The organism is Ancylobacter polymorphus, assembly GCF_022836935.1.
GTDB lineage: Bacteria > Pseudomonadota > Alphaproteobacteria > Rhizobiales > Xanthobacteraceae > Ancylobacter > Ancylobacter polymorphus_A.
Window position 1 is genome coordinate 1,787,731 of sequence record NZ_CP083239.1, and the last position, 13,950, is coordinate 1,801,680.

Sequence of the window (13,950 nt, forward strand, 5' to 3'; positions counted from 1 at the left end):
CCCGGTCGGCTTGGCGTCACCCGCCGCTGGTTCTTTGCGCGGCAGTTCCTGCTTATTTATCGATTGATAATCGCTCTGATTTTCGATCATGTCAACGATGCATGACGATCCCGCGCTCGTTCGCGAGCCGTATGGCCTGATCGCGACGCCGGCTAACGTCCTCCGCCGACGGGAATAATCGCGCCCGTGACATAGGCGCTGGCCGGCGAGGCCAGCCACATCACGACATCGGCAACTTCCCCTGCCGTGCCGGGACGCTGCATCGGAATCAGCGGCCCGAGCCGCTCCAGCCGCTCGGGCGCGCCGGCGGCGGCGTGCAGATTGGTGGCGATGAGCCCTGGCGCGACGGCGTTGACGCGAATGCCTTCCGCCGCCACCTCGCGTGCAAGGCCGATGGTGAGGCTGTCCACCGCACCCTTGCTGGCGGCATAATGCACCCACTCGCCGGCACCGCCGAGTTCAGCGGCGCGCGAGGACATGTTGATGATGACACCGCCGCGCCCGCCATGGCGCGTCGACATGCGCTTCACCGCCTCCCGGCAGCACAGGAAGCTGCCGACGACGTTCACCGCCATGATGTCGGTCAGCGCGCGGGCGGTGATCGCCTCGACCCGGCCGAGCGGGCCGACACCGCCGGCATTGTTGACCAGCACGTCGGGCGGGCCGAACCGGGCCTCCACCGTGCGGAACAGCGCGAGGACATCGGCCTCTTCGGCGATATCCGCCTTGACGATGAACGCGTCGCCGCCGGCCGTCGTGACGGCCTCGGCAACCGCTTCGGCGCCGGCCGCGTCCTCCTTGTAGGTGAGGGCGACCCGGTAACCGGCGGCACCAGCGGCATGGGCGATGGCCGCACCGATGCCCTTGGAGCCTCCCGTGACGATGAGGGTTCGCGGCGCGGCGGATGACGGCATGGCTGATACAGGCATGGCGGATGCAGGCATGGCGCTCCTCCTCAGGCGACGGCGACGAAGCGGTCCGTGCCGACGGCGGCAATGATGGCTTCCAGCACCGCGACGCCGTGGATCATCTCGGCGGATGTCAGGGGATAAGGCGTGCCGCCTTGGGCGGCCCGCGCAAAGGCGTCGAGCTCCGCCCGCAACGTATCGAAGCCGGCGATCGTGTCCTGCGTCGCTGGCGCCGCCGGCGCGCCGGATGCGGCCGGTACCGGCTGCAGGCTGAAATCGTCCAGCGTCGCCCCGGTAATGGTCGCGGTCGCGGCCGAGCCAGCGACCATGAAGCGATAGGTCGGCGCCGCGGTGGTGAAGGCGAGCAGCGAGCCGGTCTGTCCGCTCCGGAAGCGCAGCAGCACCGAGGTGGTATCGTCCGTGCCCGAGGGCGCGGCGCGGTGAACGCTCTGGCAGGCCACGGCCTCCACCGCGCCGAACAGGTCGATCATGCCATCCACGAGGTGGATGCCGAGCCCGGTCATCCCGCCGGCCGGCGACTGATCGGGATCGGTGCGCCACCCGCCGGGCGGCAGGAACAGCCCGGTCGGCGAGGCCATTTCGCCATGGCAATGCAGCACCGTGCCGAGTTCGCCCGCCCGCACGAGAGCACGCAGCCGGTTCATGTGGGGATGGAAGCGCCGGTTATGGCCGAGCGCCAGCGTCACCCCGGCGCGCTCCGCTGCGGCCACGGCGTGCTGGGCGCTCGCCTTCGTCAGGGTGAAGGGCTTTTCGACGAAGATGTGCTTGCCCGCTTCCGCCGCCCGCGCGACCTGCTCGGCGTGCTGGAGATGCGGCGTCGCCAGCACCACCGCCTCGACCGACGGGTCGGCGAGCACGGCCTCAAGGCTGTCCTTGAGTTCGAGGCCGGCGGAGGACGCGAAGCCCTCCGCCTTGGCGCGGGTCCCGGTCGCGGCGCAGGTGAAGCGGATGAGGTCGCTTTTCCCCTGCACCGAACGGACGAGAGACTGGCCCCAGCGGCCGAGCCCGATGATTGCGGTGCGCAGCATCGCCTAGAAATCCACCTGGTCCGCGCCCTTGAGCGCGAGCATGTCGCGGGCCTCCTCGGGCGTGGCGAGTTCAAGACCCATGCCTTCGAGGATCTGCCGTGCCTTGCGCACCTGCGCAGCGCTGGACGGCGCGAGTTCGCCCGGCCCGAGCCACAGCGAATCCTCCAGCCCGACGCGGACATTGGCCCCCATCGAGGCGGCCATGGCGGCGACCCGAAGCTGCGAGGCCCCGGCGCCGAGCACCGACCAGCGATACTGGTCGCCGAACAGCCGGTCGGCCGTGCGCTTCATGTGGATGATGTCTTCGGGATGTGTGCCGATGCCGCCGAGAATGCCGAACACCGACTGCACGAAGAGCGGCGGCTTGACCAGGCCGCGATCGAGGAAATGCTTGAGATTGTAGAGATGGGCGATGTCGTAGCACTCGAACTCGAAGCGCGTGCCATTGCCGTAGCAGGTCTGGAGTATGTACTCGATGTCCTTGAAGGAGTTCCGGAAAACCAGATCCCGCGTTGCTTCCAGGTGCTGGCGCTCCCACGCGAACTTGAAGTCCTTGTAGCGGTCGAGCAGGTGATACAGGCCGAAATTGATCGATCCCATATTGAGTGAGGCGACTTCCGGCTTGAACCGCGCCGCGGGCAGCACACGCTCTTCCACCTTCATATAGGGGCTGCCGCCCGTGGTGATGTTGATGGCGGCCGAGGTTCGCTGCTTCAGCTGCGGCAGGAAGCGCCCGAACGCCTCGGGTGTCTGGTCCGGCTTGCCCGTCTCCGGGTCGCGGGCGTGAAGATGCAGGATCGCGGCACCGGCTTCGGCGGCGCCGATGGCGTCGGCGATGATCTCGTCCGGCGTGATCGGCAGATGCGGCGACATGGAAGGCGTGTGGATCGCGCCGGTGCAGGCGCAGGTGACGATGACCTTGCGGGCGGCAGCCATGATCGGCTCCAGTGAGGCGAGAGGCGAGGGGACGGCGCGGGTCTGCGCCGCCCTGCGATATCGGCCGAGGCGGCGGCGCTACTTGATCGCCTGCGGATTGATCGGCGAGCCGGTGCCGCCGGTGATGATCAGCGGTGGGCCGCAGAAGAAGAACTCATAGACGCCGTCCCTGGCGCAGTCCTCGGCGAGTTCCTTGACGTAAAAAATCTCGCCCATGCACAGGCCCATGGCGGGGATCACCACCCAGTGCCAAGGCTGGTTGGCCTCCGTGGTTTCGTTCGGCCGCACCTCGACACCCCAGGTGTCGGAGCAGATCGCCGCGATTTCCTTCTCGTGGCACCAGTAGCAGTTCTCGAACTTCACGCCCGGCGCGTCGCCACCGGCATAGCCGCCCCATTCGCCCTCGGCGAGGCAGCGTTCCATCTGGCCTGTGCGCAGGATCACGAAATCGGCCCGGCGGATGTCGACCCCCTGCTTTTTGGCGCAGGCGTCGAGTTCGTCATTGGAGATGGATTCGCCGTCCTGCAGCCAGTCGACACCGCGGAAGCGGGCGATGTCGAGCAGCACGCCGCGCCCGGTCATCTTCGACTTGGAGTGCTCGATGCCGAGAACGTTGAGCCCGCGCGCATTGATGTGGCGGGGATCGTGACCGTTATAGGCCTTGTCCTCATAGAAGATATGGCCGAGCGCATCCCAATGGGTCGCGCCCTGCACGCACAGATTCAGCGTGTCGTCGGCATAGCGGATCTTGTTCCAGTCCTGCTGGCCGGCGATGGCATCGGTGCCGGTGGCGAGCATCTGGTGGATCGGATTGAAGCGTCCGCCGAACAGGCCGTTCTGCGGCCCCTCGCGATCGAGCGGGATGCCGAGCGAGAACACACGGCCGGTCTTGATGAGCCCGGCGGCGTCGATGATGTCCTGCGGCGTGATGTGATTGAGGGTGCCGCTGTGATCGTCCTTGCCCCAGCGCCCCCAGTTGGAGAGCGTGCGGGAGGCTTCTTCGATGGCGGCAAGGCCGACATTGATGTCCATGGGTTTCCTCACTTTTTCTGGTTCTTGATCTCCGGCCCGGAGAAGTGGCGTTGGCCGGTGGCGGGTCAGGCACGCGGAGGGCTTTTCTCGGCAGGGCCAGTCACGTCCGGGCTTTTCAAACCTGTACGGTTTGTTTATCGTTCGATAAATATCAGGGTGGCGTGACGGTTTTGTCAATCGCCCACCGTGGATCGGAGCCACCATCGCGGGCGATCAGCATTGATGATCGACCGGATCAGAACTCATGGTTTCGAGCCCGGCGGGGAGGTCGCTAGCGTTCACCCGGACCGGAGGCGGCCAACGCCCCGGCAAGACAAAGGGAGAGGAGCCGCCCATGACGACCGACTTCGTCACCTCAGGCGATGCCGAGATCGCCGTTCGCATCGATGGGGCGGCGCATCTGCCCTGGATCGTGCTGTCGAACTCGCTCGCCGCCGATCTCAGCATGTGGGACGACCAGATCCCGTTCCTCACCCGCAGCTACCGCGTGTTGCGCTACGACACCCGTGGCCATGGTAAGAGTTCGGCGCCGGCCGGGCCCTACAGCTTCGATAGTCTCGTCGGCGATCTCGTCGCGGTCATGGACCATTTCGGCATCGAACGGGCGGATATTCTCGGTCTGTCGATGGGCGGCATGACGGCGCTGGGGCTTGGCCTGCGCTCCCCCGGGCGCGTCGGCCGGCTGATCTGCGCCGATGCCCGCGCCGATGCGCCGCCGGCCTTTGTGGCCGGGTGGGATCAGCGGATCGCGGCGGTGGAAGCCGGCGGCATGGCGGCGATCCTTTCGGGCACCCTGGAGCGCTGGTTCACCGCCGCGACGCGCGAGACGCGGCCGGAGGTCGTCGATCGCGCGGCACGCATGGTGCTGTCGACCGCGCCGGTTGGCTATATCGGCTGCGCCAATGCGTTGAAGGGGCTCGATTACCTGCGCCATCTCTCGCGCATGGAGCCGCCGACGCTCTACCTCGTCGGTGCCGAGGATGGCGCCGCGCCGGCCGATGCGATGCGTCAGATGGCGGCGGAAACGCCGCGCGGGCGGTTCGAGATGCTGCCGGCCGTCGCGCATATCGCCAACATGGAAGACGTGGCCGGCTTCAACAGGGCGGTCGGCGATTTTCTCGACATTTCCCGACAAGCGGCGGAGTGAGACGCGTGACGAGCGAGACCAAAGCGACCGTTGGCATCATCGGTCTCGGCATTATGGGTTCGGCCTATGCCGCTAATCTGCTGGCGGACGGCTTTCGGGTGATCGGCACCGATGTTGCCGACGACGCGAGGACGGCGCTGGCAGGGCAGGGCGGCCATCCGGTCGGCTCGGCCGGGGAGGTGGCGGCGGGTGCCGATATTCTCCTGCTCGCCCTGCCCTCGGTGAAGGCACTTGAGACGGTGACGGCCGAGATCGCCGACACGATCCGACCCGGAGCGGTGGCCTGCGAGATGGGCACCCTGCCGATCGAGGCGAAGGAGGCGTGCCGCGTCGCGCTGGCGGCGAAGGGTGCCGATGTGCTCGATTGCCCGGTGAGCGGCACCGGCGCGCAGGCGGCCCGACGCGACCTCTCCATCTATGCCAGCGGCGACGAGGCCGCCTTCCGGAAGGTTGAAGCGTCCTTCGCCGCCTTCGCCCGAGACGTGCGCTATTGCGGCAGTTTCGGCACTGGAATGAAGCTGAAATACATCGCGAACCTGCTGGTCACGATCCACAATCTTTCGACCGCCGAAGCGCTGCTGCTCGCCGAGCGCGCGGGGCTCGATCTCAACCTTGTCTATGACGCCATTCGTCCGGGGGCCGGCGGTTCGCGCATGTTCGACGTGCGCGCGCCGATGATGATCGAGAACCGCTACGAACCGGCGACGATGAAGATGGATATCTACATCAAGGATTTGCAGCTCATCATGGACTTCGCCCGCGACATGCGCACGCCCACCCCGCTGATGGCGGCGAGCCTGCCGTTCTATTACGCGGCGCTGGCGGAGGGCCGTGGCAAGCAGGACACCGCCTCGCTGTTCGCCGTGCTGAAGGGCATGACCGCGCCGCACGACAAGGGAGAGTAACATGGCCGGTCTCACCCTGGCTCAGGCCGATGTGATCGGCCGTGTCGCGCTGGAGGACGGTCGGCGGCGCGACGCCAAGCCCCTGACCGTGGTGGTTCTCGATGCCGGTGGCCATGTGACGCTGGTGCGCCGCGAGGATGGCAGCGGGATCGCGCGATTCGACATCGCCTTCGGCAAGGCCTGGGGCGCGCTGGGCATGGGCATTTCCTCGCGGGGCCTGTCGGTGCGGGCGGCGAAGACTCCCGGCTTCTTCACCGCGCTCGCCGCGGCGACCGAGGGGCGGATGGTGCCGGTGCCCGGCGGCGTGCTGGTGCGCGCCGGCGCGGACGGGCCGATCATCGGCGCCGTCGGCATCAGCGGCGATACCTCCGATGTCGACGAATTCTGCGCGGTCGCCGGCATCGAGGCGGCCGGTCTCGTGGCGGATATCGAGGAGCGCTGAGCGATGCGGCTGCAGGGCAAGACGGCGCTGGTCACCGGCGCCGGCCGCGGCATCGGGCGGGCGACGGCGCTCGCCCTGGCGAAGGCGGGAGCCAAGGTCATCGCAGTGGCCCGCACGCAGGCCGATCTCGACGACCTCGCGCAGGAGGGCGGCGGTCGCATTGAACCATGGGCCGCAGATGTGCGCGACGCGGGCTTGCTCATGCGGATCGAGGCGATGCGCGATCTCGACATTCTCGTCAACAATGCGGGCGGTAATCGTCCCAAGCTGATGGTCGATGTCGATGACGAGACGCTCGACTGGATGATCGACCTCAATATCCGCTCGGTCTACCGGGTGGCGCGGGCCGCGGCGCGGGCGATGGGCCAAGGGGGTGTCATCGTCAACATGTCCTCGCAGATGGGCCATGTCGGCTCGCCCAAGCGCACGGTCTACTGCATGACCAAGCATGCGGTGGAGGGGCTGACCAAGGCGATGGCGGTGGAACTCGCCCCGCGCGGCATCCGGGTCGTCGCGATCGCGCCGACCTTCGTGATGACGCCGATGACCCACGGCATGTTCGAGGATGCCGAGTTCCGGCGCTTCGTCTACGACATGGTGCCGCTGAACGAGCTGCCGACGCCCGAGGATATCGCGGAGGGCATCCTGTTCCTCGTGTCGCCGGGGGCGCGCTTCATCACCGGCGACAGCCTGCGTGTCGATGGCGGCTGGACGGCGCGCTAGAGAACGTTTTACCGATCAGGTTGATTCAACCTGATCGGATCAGGCTCTAGCGCGCATGTGCCAAACGCGGCGGCTGGCGGTGAAAGCCGCCGCCGCGCCCGATCACGGCGCGAACTGGGCGAGGATCGCTTTGTCGACCTTGCAGATATAGGTGTATTTCGGGTTCACCACCTGGGTGCAGCGGGCCTCCGCGATCTGGCCGAGCAGCATGTAGCCCTCCGGCGCCGGGATGCCGTACTCGTCCTCCATCCAGTAGATCATCTCCTGGAAGGCGGTGCGCATGGCATCCTCCAGCGGGCGGGCGCAGCCGAGCGTGCAGATATGCGTCGGCGTCTCGATGCGGGGATGGGTGAGCCGTGCCGGGGCCTTTTCCAGCGTCACCCGCACGGTAAGCGTCGCCGCCACCTCGATGGCGCCCATGCCATTGGCTTCGCCATCGCCCTGCAGCGCGTGGCAGTCGCCGAGGAAGAGATGGGCGCCGGCATGGTTGACGCGGAACATCACCTTGTTGCCGGCGGTGATTTCCTGCACGTCGAGATTGCCGCCATGGGTGCCGTTGTCGACGGTCAGCACCGCGCCATGCACCGGGGCGACGCCGGCGACGCCGATCATCGGCCGCACCGGCAGCTTCACCTTGTCGCTCCAGTGGACGACCCCGTCCTTTATCTCCACCACATGGGTGCGCAGGCCGAATTCCTTCTGCCGCACCCAGTCCGGGAACATGCCGATGCCGGGCCACAGCGCGGTGAAGCCGAGCGTGTCCACCTCCATCTTCACGATCTCCAGCACCAGCATGTCGCCGGGCTTTGCGCCTCCGACCTCGATCGGCCCGGTGGCGCCGTTGACGAAGGGCAGGGTCACGTCCGCCTCGGTCAATTGCTGGCCGACATGGCGGATGGTGCCGTCATTGGCGTTGATGGCGCACTCCACCACGAAGGTCTCGCCGGGCACGACGCGGGCGATGAAGGCGTCGGCGGCGGAGAGGGCGTATTTGATGTTGCCTTCTTTGGCGACACGCTGGGTCATGGTCACTCCGTTGGGCACTGGGGCAGGGGCGGGCGGTTCAGCCGAGGCGGCGCCAGGGCATGAGCCGCTTTTCCACCTTGCCGACGAGGAAGGTGAGGAGAAGGGCGAGGGCGATGGTGGCGACCAGCGCCGCGAACACTTTCGGGATGATGTAGAGCGAGCCGGCCTTGAAGATGGCGTGACCGAGCCCTTCCGAGGACGACATGAACTCGCCGACAATGGCGCCGATCAGCGCGAAGCCGACGGTGAGCTTCAGCCCGGCGAAAATGTCGGTGAGCGAGGCCGGCACCACCAGCTTGCGGAAGATCTGGAATTTCGAGGCGCCGAGCGTGCGCATCAGGTTGATCTGGTCCTCATCGACGCCGATGGCGCCCTTGTAGGAGGTGACCAGCGCCACGATCACCACCGAGAGCGTCGACATGGCGATTTTCGACATCAGCCCGGTGCCGAACCAGATGATGATGATCGGTGCCAGCGCGATGATCGGGATCGAGCCCAGCGCGATGACGAAGGGCTGGATGACGCGGGAGACGAAGCGCGAATACCACAGCGACAGGCCGATCAGCGTGCCGATGACATTGCCGACGGCAAAGCCCAGCAGCGTTTCGACGCCGGTGACATAGGTGTCGCGCCACAGGCTGCCGTCGCTGGCCATGGTCACGAGGAAGCCGGCGATGGCCGAGGGCGAGCCGAACATGAAGGCCGCCTGCCGGTCAAAGGCGGTCATGTATTCCCAGAAGCCGATGAAGGCGGCGAGCAGGGCGATCTGGCTGAGGAGCACCAGCGCCGTGGCGCGCCGGCGGGCGCGCCGGTGGGCGGCGAGGCGCGCCGCCGCATGGTCGTCGGCTGCGCCGGTATCAGTCGGGATGAAGCGGGCGGATGCGTCCATGCCGCTCCTCCTAGTTCCGCGCCACGTCGAGATCGGCCCAGATGCGCCGGACATAGTCGACGAATCCGGGGCTCTCGCGGGCGGCGATCATGTCGGTGCGGTCGCTGTCGAGGGCGATGTCGTACACCGCCTTCACCCGCGTCGGCCGTTTCGTCAGCACGATGACACGGTCGGCGATGGAGACCGCCTCCTCGATGTCATGGGTGATGAGCAGCACCGAGCGGCGGCTTTCGCGCACCAGCCGGGCGGTGTCGCTCTCGATCAGCAGTTTGGTCTGGAAATCGAGCGCGGCGAAGGGCTCGTCCAGCAGCAGCACGTCCGGCTCGTTGACGAGGGTCCGCGCGAGCGCCACGCGCTGGCGCATGCCGCCAGAGAGGGTGGTGGGGTAATGCTCGGCGAAGCCGTGCAGGCCGAGCTTGTCGAGCACCACATGGCTGCGCTCCTCGGCGTCGGAAAGCGGCACGCCGCGTATTTCCAGCCCGAGCATGACGTTGCGCAGCGCGGTGCGCCAGGGCAGCAACAAATCCTTCTGCAGCATGTAGCCGACGCCGGCGGGCTGGCCGGCAATCTCGCGGCCGTGCCAGCGTATGCGCCCGGCATCGGCGGAAATGAGCCCGCACAGCGTGTTGAGCAGCGTGGTCTTGCCGCAGCCGGAAGGGCCGACAATGGCGACGATCTCGCCCTCGTTCAGGTTCAGCGACAGATCGCCGATGACGGGCACGATGCGCCCGTCCGCGTCGTAGCTCTTGGCCACGTGCTCGACGACGAGAGGCGGCGCGCCAGCCGGCGCGGCCGCCCCTCCCGCGATGGCGGGGGGAGCCACCGCGCTCACCCGAGCTGCTTGATGGCTTTCTCGGCGAAGGAATTGTCGATGATCTCGTCGAACTTCACCGTGCCCTTGATGTTGCCGAGATAGAGCTGCATGTCCATCAGATTGGCCCACTGGTCCGGCTTGGTGATCACCGACTGCGCCGGGATGAGGTATTTCAGCTCGGCGTCGATCGCCTTGTCGACGACATCGCCCGGCAGATCGGGGAATTCCAGCCGTGCCACCTTCTTGGCGAAGGCGGGGTCGGCATAGGTCATGCGCGAGGCCTGCTCGAAGGAGGTGACCAGCGCCTGCACCATGGCCGGGTCCTTGGCGATGGTGGAGGGCAGCACCATGATGCCGGTGTTGCAGAACGGGCCGATATAGTTGGAGAAGTCGAACACCACCTTGGAGCCCTGCGCCTCGGCGGCGGCGACGCTCGGCTGATAGGCCACCGCCATATCGGCCTGTCCGGCGAGCATGGCGCCGATCTCGGTGCCGGGATTGACCGGCACGATAGTGACATCGGTGCCGAGCTTCATGCCGGCCTTTTCCACCATGCGCTTGGTGACGGAATAATTGGTGTTCGGCTCGGGGGAGGTCACCACCTTCTTGCCCTTCAGCGCCATCGGGTCGGTGAAGGGCTCCATGGTCTTCGACACGCCGAAATAATGCGCGCGCTGCACCACTGTGCCGACCACCACGCCGGGGCCGCCATTCTCGCGCGAGATCTGCGCCATGGTCGCGTCGCCAATGGCGAAATCGGCCGAGCCGCCGAGCACGGCGGCGAAGGTCTGGGTGTCGCCGCCGGCGGCGGAGACCTTCATGTCGAGGCCGTTCTTCTCGAAAATGCCGGCGTGCATGCCGACATAGAGATTAATGTAGCCGAGGTTGTGCACCGCCTCGCTGAAATTCACCGTCTTCAACGCCGCCGCGCTGGCGCGCCCGCCGAGATAGGGCGCGGCGATGAGGCCGCCGCCGATCAGGGCCGAGGTCTTGAGGAAGCCGCGACGGTTGAAGCCGTCGGTTGTAATCCGGGACATGGGTTGCTCTCCACCGTGCTGAATGCCGCATGAGCCTCGGCGGAAAGGAAAAGACCGGGTGCGGCGTGGCGCAAGCGCAAATAGAGCGCAGTAATCTGCCGCCGGGAGGGGCATGTTCTTGGTGCGTCACCGAAAGCGGCGCTTCAGCGATGCTGTCGCAGCATTCGCGGCCGCGTCGCGCACACGCAGTCGGCGAAATGATTATTTCCGCCGCGCGGCCCGGATCATTCTGTCAGTTTTGCCATTTGGCGCGCCTAAACAAGCGGCAGCGCCTCAGCGTGTGACGCGCACCGAGGCGAAGCGGCCGACCACCGCCCCGCCGCAGCGCTCCGCCGCCAGCATCGAGGCGCGGTGCGGCGGCATCGCGCCGGGCGGCAAGGGAAGGCGACCGGGACGATGCGGCCGCTCGCCGGGCGGTTCGGTGCGCGGGGGCTCGTGCAACTGCTGCGACAGGTTCGACACCAGCGCCCGCAGCCGGCGGTTCTCCGCTTCCAGTTCCTTCATCTGCATCACCGCCGGCGCGCTCAGTCCGCCGAAGCGGCGGCGCCAGCGGTAGAAGGTGCGCAGCGAGACCTGGGCGGTGCGGCAGATCTCGTCCACCGGCACGCCGGCATTCGCCTCCTGGATCAGGTGGATGATCTCGCTTTCGGTGAACTGCGAACGTCGCATCGGATCGTCCTCATGAACGTTGACGGATCGAACGGTCGAACCTGTCCCCACACCCCAAGCCGGTCATCTGGCGCCGCGGCTGTCAGCCGCACATCAGATAAGCATGCGCTTAATATGAGCACAGTACCGCGTCTCGCCCCGCGCGGCGACCGAAATCCTGCGCCGCGTCAAAGCCGGCCCTCGGGCTTGGCGGCGCGGGCGGGCGCGGGCGGTTGCCGCCCTGGCCCGCGCGGTGGCGGGCAGGCAGGGGCGCGCGTCCACAAGTGGCAATCCTGCCAGAAACGGCGCGAGGGCAGGCCCGGTGCCGCGCCATTGGGCAGGGCTGAACATTATATGAAGTTGCGCCGGGACCGGGGTTCACCAGAATTCGCGGCATCTTCCGCTCATCGAGGTGTCCGTCCCATGGTCAAGTTCTCGCGGCGTTCCTTCCTGCAGGCGAGTGGCGTTGCGGCCGCCGGCCTCGCGTCTCCCCTCGCCATGCCGGCCTATCTGCGCAGCGCCCGCGCCGCCGGTCCGGTGAAGCTCGGCTGTCTGTTCTCCTCCTCCGGCACCATGGCCAATCTGGAAGGCCGGCTGAACTCGCGCTGCTGCTCGCGCTGGTCGGCGTGGCGCTGGTGATGGGGCTGCTCGCCGGCACGCCCTTCGCGTTGTCGCGCTATCTCGCCAACGCCATCGGCCAGCTCGCGGCCTTCGCGGTGCTCGCGATGGCGCTCGACCTCATCTGGGGCTATCTCGGCATCCTGTCGCTCGGCCATGGCCTGTTCTTCGCCATTGGCGGCTATGTCATGGCGATGTATCTGCTCAAGCACTCCTTCGTCGTGACGGGGACGGTGCCGGACTTCCTGCAGTTCATGGGCTGGAAGGACTTCCCCTTCTACTGGGCGGGCTTCGAGTTTTTCCCCTATGCACTGTTCGTCGCCGTGGCAGTCACCGGGCTGATCGCCGGCATCTTCGGCTATGTCTCGTTCCGCTCGCGGGTGGGAGGGGTGTATTTCGCCATCATCACCCAGGCGCTGGTCTATGTCGCCATGCTGCTGATGTTCCGCAACGACACCGGCTTTGGCGGCAATAATGGCATGACCGGCTTTGCCGTGCTGTTCGGCTGGCCGATGGGCACATCAGGCATGATCACCGCGCTCGCCATTGCCTCGCTGCTTGTGCTGGCCGGCGTGCTGGTGGGCTGCCGCCTGCTCGTCGGCAGCCGCTTCGGCGCGCTGATGCTGGCGACGCGCGACGACGAAACCCGGCTGCGCACGCTGGGCTATGAGACGCTGCGGCTCAAGCTCGGCGTGTGGTGCCTGTCGGCGCTGATCGCCATGCTGGCCGGCATGCTCTATGTGCCGCAGGTCGGCATCATCAATCCGCGCGTGCTCTCGCCGGAACTGTCGCTGGAAATCGCGGTCTGGGTGGCGATCGGCGGGCGCGGCCATCTCGTCGGCGCGGTGATCGGGGCGCTGCTGGTGAACGCCGTGAAGTTCTGGCTGTCCTTTGCCGCGCCGGACATCTGGCCGTTCATCCTCTCCGGGCTGATCGTGCTCGTCGTGCTGGTCTTCCCCAATGGCTTGATGGATCTGGCGACGTTCAAACTCGTCCGCCCCATGGGCCCGCGGCGCGCGGCCGCCGCGCTGGAGGAGGGGCGCTGATGGCGGTCACCGCTCTCCTTGTCGATGGCCTCACTGTGCGCTTCGGCAGTTACCGCGCCATCGACGCCCTGTCGCTCGCCATTGATTATGGCGAGGTGCGCGCGGTAATCGGCCCAAATGGCGCGGGCAAGACCACGCTGCTCGATGTCATCTCCGGCATCACGCGGCCGAAGGAGGGCCGGGTACTGTTCGACGGCGCGTTCGACCTGACGCAGGCCAGCGACTCCGCCATCGCCCGCGCCGGCATCCGCCGCAAGTTCCAGAAGCCCAGCGTGTTCGAGGGGCTGAGCGTGCGCCAGCACATCGCCATCGGCGCGGATGCCGGCTTTCGCCGCGACCTCGACGCGCCGGCGCTGGAGGACCGCGTGAGCGAGGTGCTGGAGACGGTCGGCCTCGCCGGTCACGCCACCCACCTTGCCGGCCAGCTCAGCCATGGCCAGAAGCAATGGCTGGAAATCGGCATGGTGCTGGCCTCCGACCCCAAGGTGCTGATGCTGGACGAGCCGGTCGCCGGCCTCACCGATGAGGAGACCGAGCGCACGGCGCAGCTGGTGCGCCGGCTCAACCGGCCGGACCGCGCCATTATCGTGGTCGAGCACGACATGGATTTCGTCGAGCGCATCGCCGACCGCGTCACCGTGCTGCATGAGGGCCGCACCTTGTTCGAAGGGCCCATGGACAAGGTCCGCGCCGATGCCGGCGTCATCGAGGTCTATCTGGGGCGCTGAGC

General features: G+C 67.2%; 16 protein-coding genes. 7 read left to right on the forward strand and 9 right to left on the reverse strand.

Annotated elements, in window-relative coordinates; translation table 11 throughout:
• Positions 1-152: 152 nt before the first annotated feature.
• The 4 genes from K9D25_RS08370 to K9D25_RS08385 form a co-directional block, all read right to left on the reverse strand.
• Positions 153-944, reverse strand: coding sequence for an SDR family oxidoreductase (locus K9D25_RS08370; RefSeq protein ID WP_244450391.1), 792 nt, complete (start codon positions 942-944; stop codon positions 153-155).
• An 11-nt stretch (positions 945-955) separates the two neighbouring features.
• Complete coding sequence (locus K9D25_RS08375) at positions 956-1,957, reverse strand: Gfo/Idh/MocA family protein (RefSeq protein ID WP_244450392.1); 1,002 nt, start codon at positions 1,955-1,957, stop codon at positions 956-958.
• A gap of 3 nt (positions 1,958-1,960) precedes the next feature.
• Positions 1,961-2,893 (reverse strand): 3-keto-5-aminohexanoate cleavage protein, encoded by a 933-nt coding sequence (locus tag K9D25_RS08380; RefSeq protein ID WP_244450393.1) that lies wholly within the window; start codon positions 2,891-2,893, stop codon positions 1,961-1,963.
• 78 nt (positions 2,894-2,971) lie between these two features.
• On the reverse strand, positions 2,972-3,925 hold the full coding sequence (locus K9D25_RS08385) for a cyclase family protein (protein WP_244450394.1): 954 nt from the start codon (positions 3,923-3,925) through the stop codon (positions 2,972-2,974).
• A 334-nt stretch (positions 3,926-4,259) separates the two neighbouring features.
• On the opposite strand from K9D25_RS08385, the gene K9D25_RS08390 reads away from it, so the two are divergent.
• The 4 genes from K9D25_RS08390 to K9D25_RS08405 are packed head-to-tail and all read left to right on the forward strand — an operon-like array spanning position 4,260 to position 7,142.
• The gene (locus tag K9D25_RS08390) at positions 4,260-5,072 is read left to right on the forward strand and encodes an alpha/beta fold hydrolase (RefSeq protein WP_244450395.1); all 813 of its coding nucleotides are present in this window, start codon (positions 4,260-4,262) and stop codon (positions 5,070-5,072) included.
• 5 nt (positions 5,073-5,077) lie between these two features.
• A complete protein-coding gene (locus K9D25_RS08395; protein ID WP_244450396.1) occupies positions 5,078-5,977 on the forward strand; it encodes an NAD(P)-dependent oxidoreductase in 900 nt (299 codons plus the stop codon).
• A 1-nt stretch (position 5,978) separates the two neighbouring features.
• Positions 5,979-6,419: a GlcG/HbpS family heme-binding protein gene (locus tag K9D25_RS08400; protein WP_244450397.1), complete on the forward strand. Its 441-nt coding sequence runs from the start codon at positions 5,979-5,981 to the stop codon at positions 6,417-6,419.
• A 3-nt stretch (positions 6,420-6,422) separates the two neighbouring features.
• Positions 6,423-7,142, forward strand: a complete 720-nt coding sequence (locus K9D25_RS08405) for an SDR family NAD(P)-dependent oxidoreductase (protein WP_244450398.1) — start codon at positions 6,423-6,425, stop codon at positions 7,140-7,142.
• Between the two features lie 102 nt (positions 7,143-7,244).
• Here the strand turns inward: K9D25_RS08405 and K9D25_RS08410 are convergent, their stop codons facing one another.
• From K9D25_RS08410 to K9D25_RS08430, 5 genes are all read right to left on the reverse strand, one after another.
• Positions 7,245-8,168 (reverse strand): acetamidase/formamidase family protein, encoded by a 924-nt coding sequence (locus tag K9D25_RS08410; protein WP_244450399.1) that lies wholly within the window; start codon positions 8,166-8,168, stop codon positions 7,245-7,247.
• A 37-nt stretch (positions 8,169-8,205) separates the two neighbouring features.
• A complete protein-coding gene (locus K9D25_RS08415; RefSeq protein ID WP_244450400.1) occupies positions 8,206-9,057 on the reverse strand; it encodes an ABC transporter permease in 852 nt (283 codons plus the stop codon).
• A 10-nt stretch (positions 9,058-9,067) separates the two neighbouring features.
• Positions 9,068-9,889: an ABC transporter ATP-binding protein gene (locus K9D25_RS08420; protein WP_244450401.1), complete on the reverse strand. Its 822-nt coding sequence runs from the start codon at positions 9,887-9,889 to the stop codon at positions 9,068-9,070.
• Positions 9,886-10,908: an ABC transporter substrate-binding protein gene (locus K9D25_RS08425; RefSeq protein WP_244450402.1), complete on the reverse strand. Its 1,023-nt coding sequence runs from the start codon at positions 10,906-10,908 to the stop codon at positions 9,886-9,888. The genes K9D25_RS08420 and K9D25_RS08425 overlap by 4 nt, the downstream gene beginning before the upstream one ends.
• Positions 10,909-11,181: 273 nt before the next feature.
• Positions 11,182-11,577: a transposase gene (locus tag K9D25_RS08430; RefSeq protein WP_244450403.1), complete on the reverse strand. Its 396-nt coding sequence runs from the start codon at positions 11,575-11,577 to the stop codon at positions 11,182-11,184.
• Positions 11,578-11,979: 402 nt separating this feature from the next.
• On the opposite strand from K9D25_RS08430, the gene K9D25_RS08435 reads away from it, so the two are divergent.
• From K9D25_RS08435 to urtD, 3 genes are read left to right on the forward strand one after another with little or no spacing between them, the layout of a single operon-like run.
• Positions 11,980-12,195: a twin-arginine translocation signal domain-containing protein gene (locus K9D25_RS08435; protein WP_244450404.1), complete on the forward strand. Its 216-nt coding sequence runs from the start codon at positions 11,980-11,982 to the stop codon at positions 12,193-12,195.
• Positions 12,195-13,220 (forward strand): urea ABC transporter permease subunit UrtC, encoded by a 1,026-nt coding sequence (gene urtC, locus K9D25_RS08440; RefSeq protein ID WP_244450405.1) that lies wholly within the window; start codon positions 12,195-12,197, stop codon positions 13,218-13,220. Before K9D25_RS08435 ends, urtC begins: the two co-directional genes overlap by 1 nt.
• Entirely contained in the window at positions 13,220-13,948 is a 729-nt protein-coding gene (gene urtD / locus K9D25_RS08445; RefSeq protein ID WP_244450406.1) for an urea ABC transporter ATP-binding protein UrtD, read from the forward strand. The genes urtC and urtD overlap by 1 nt, the downstream gene beginning before the upstream one ends.
• The last annotated feature ends 2 nt before the right edge of the window (positions 13,949-13,950 follow it).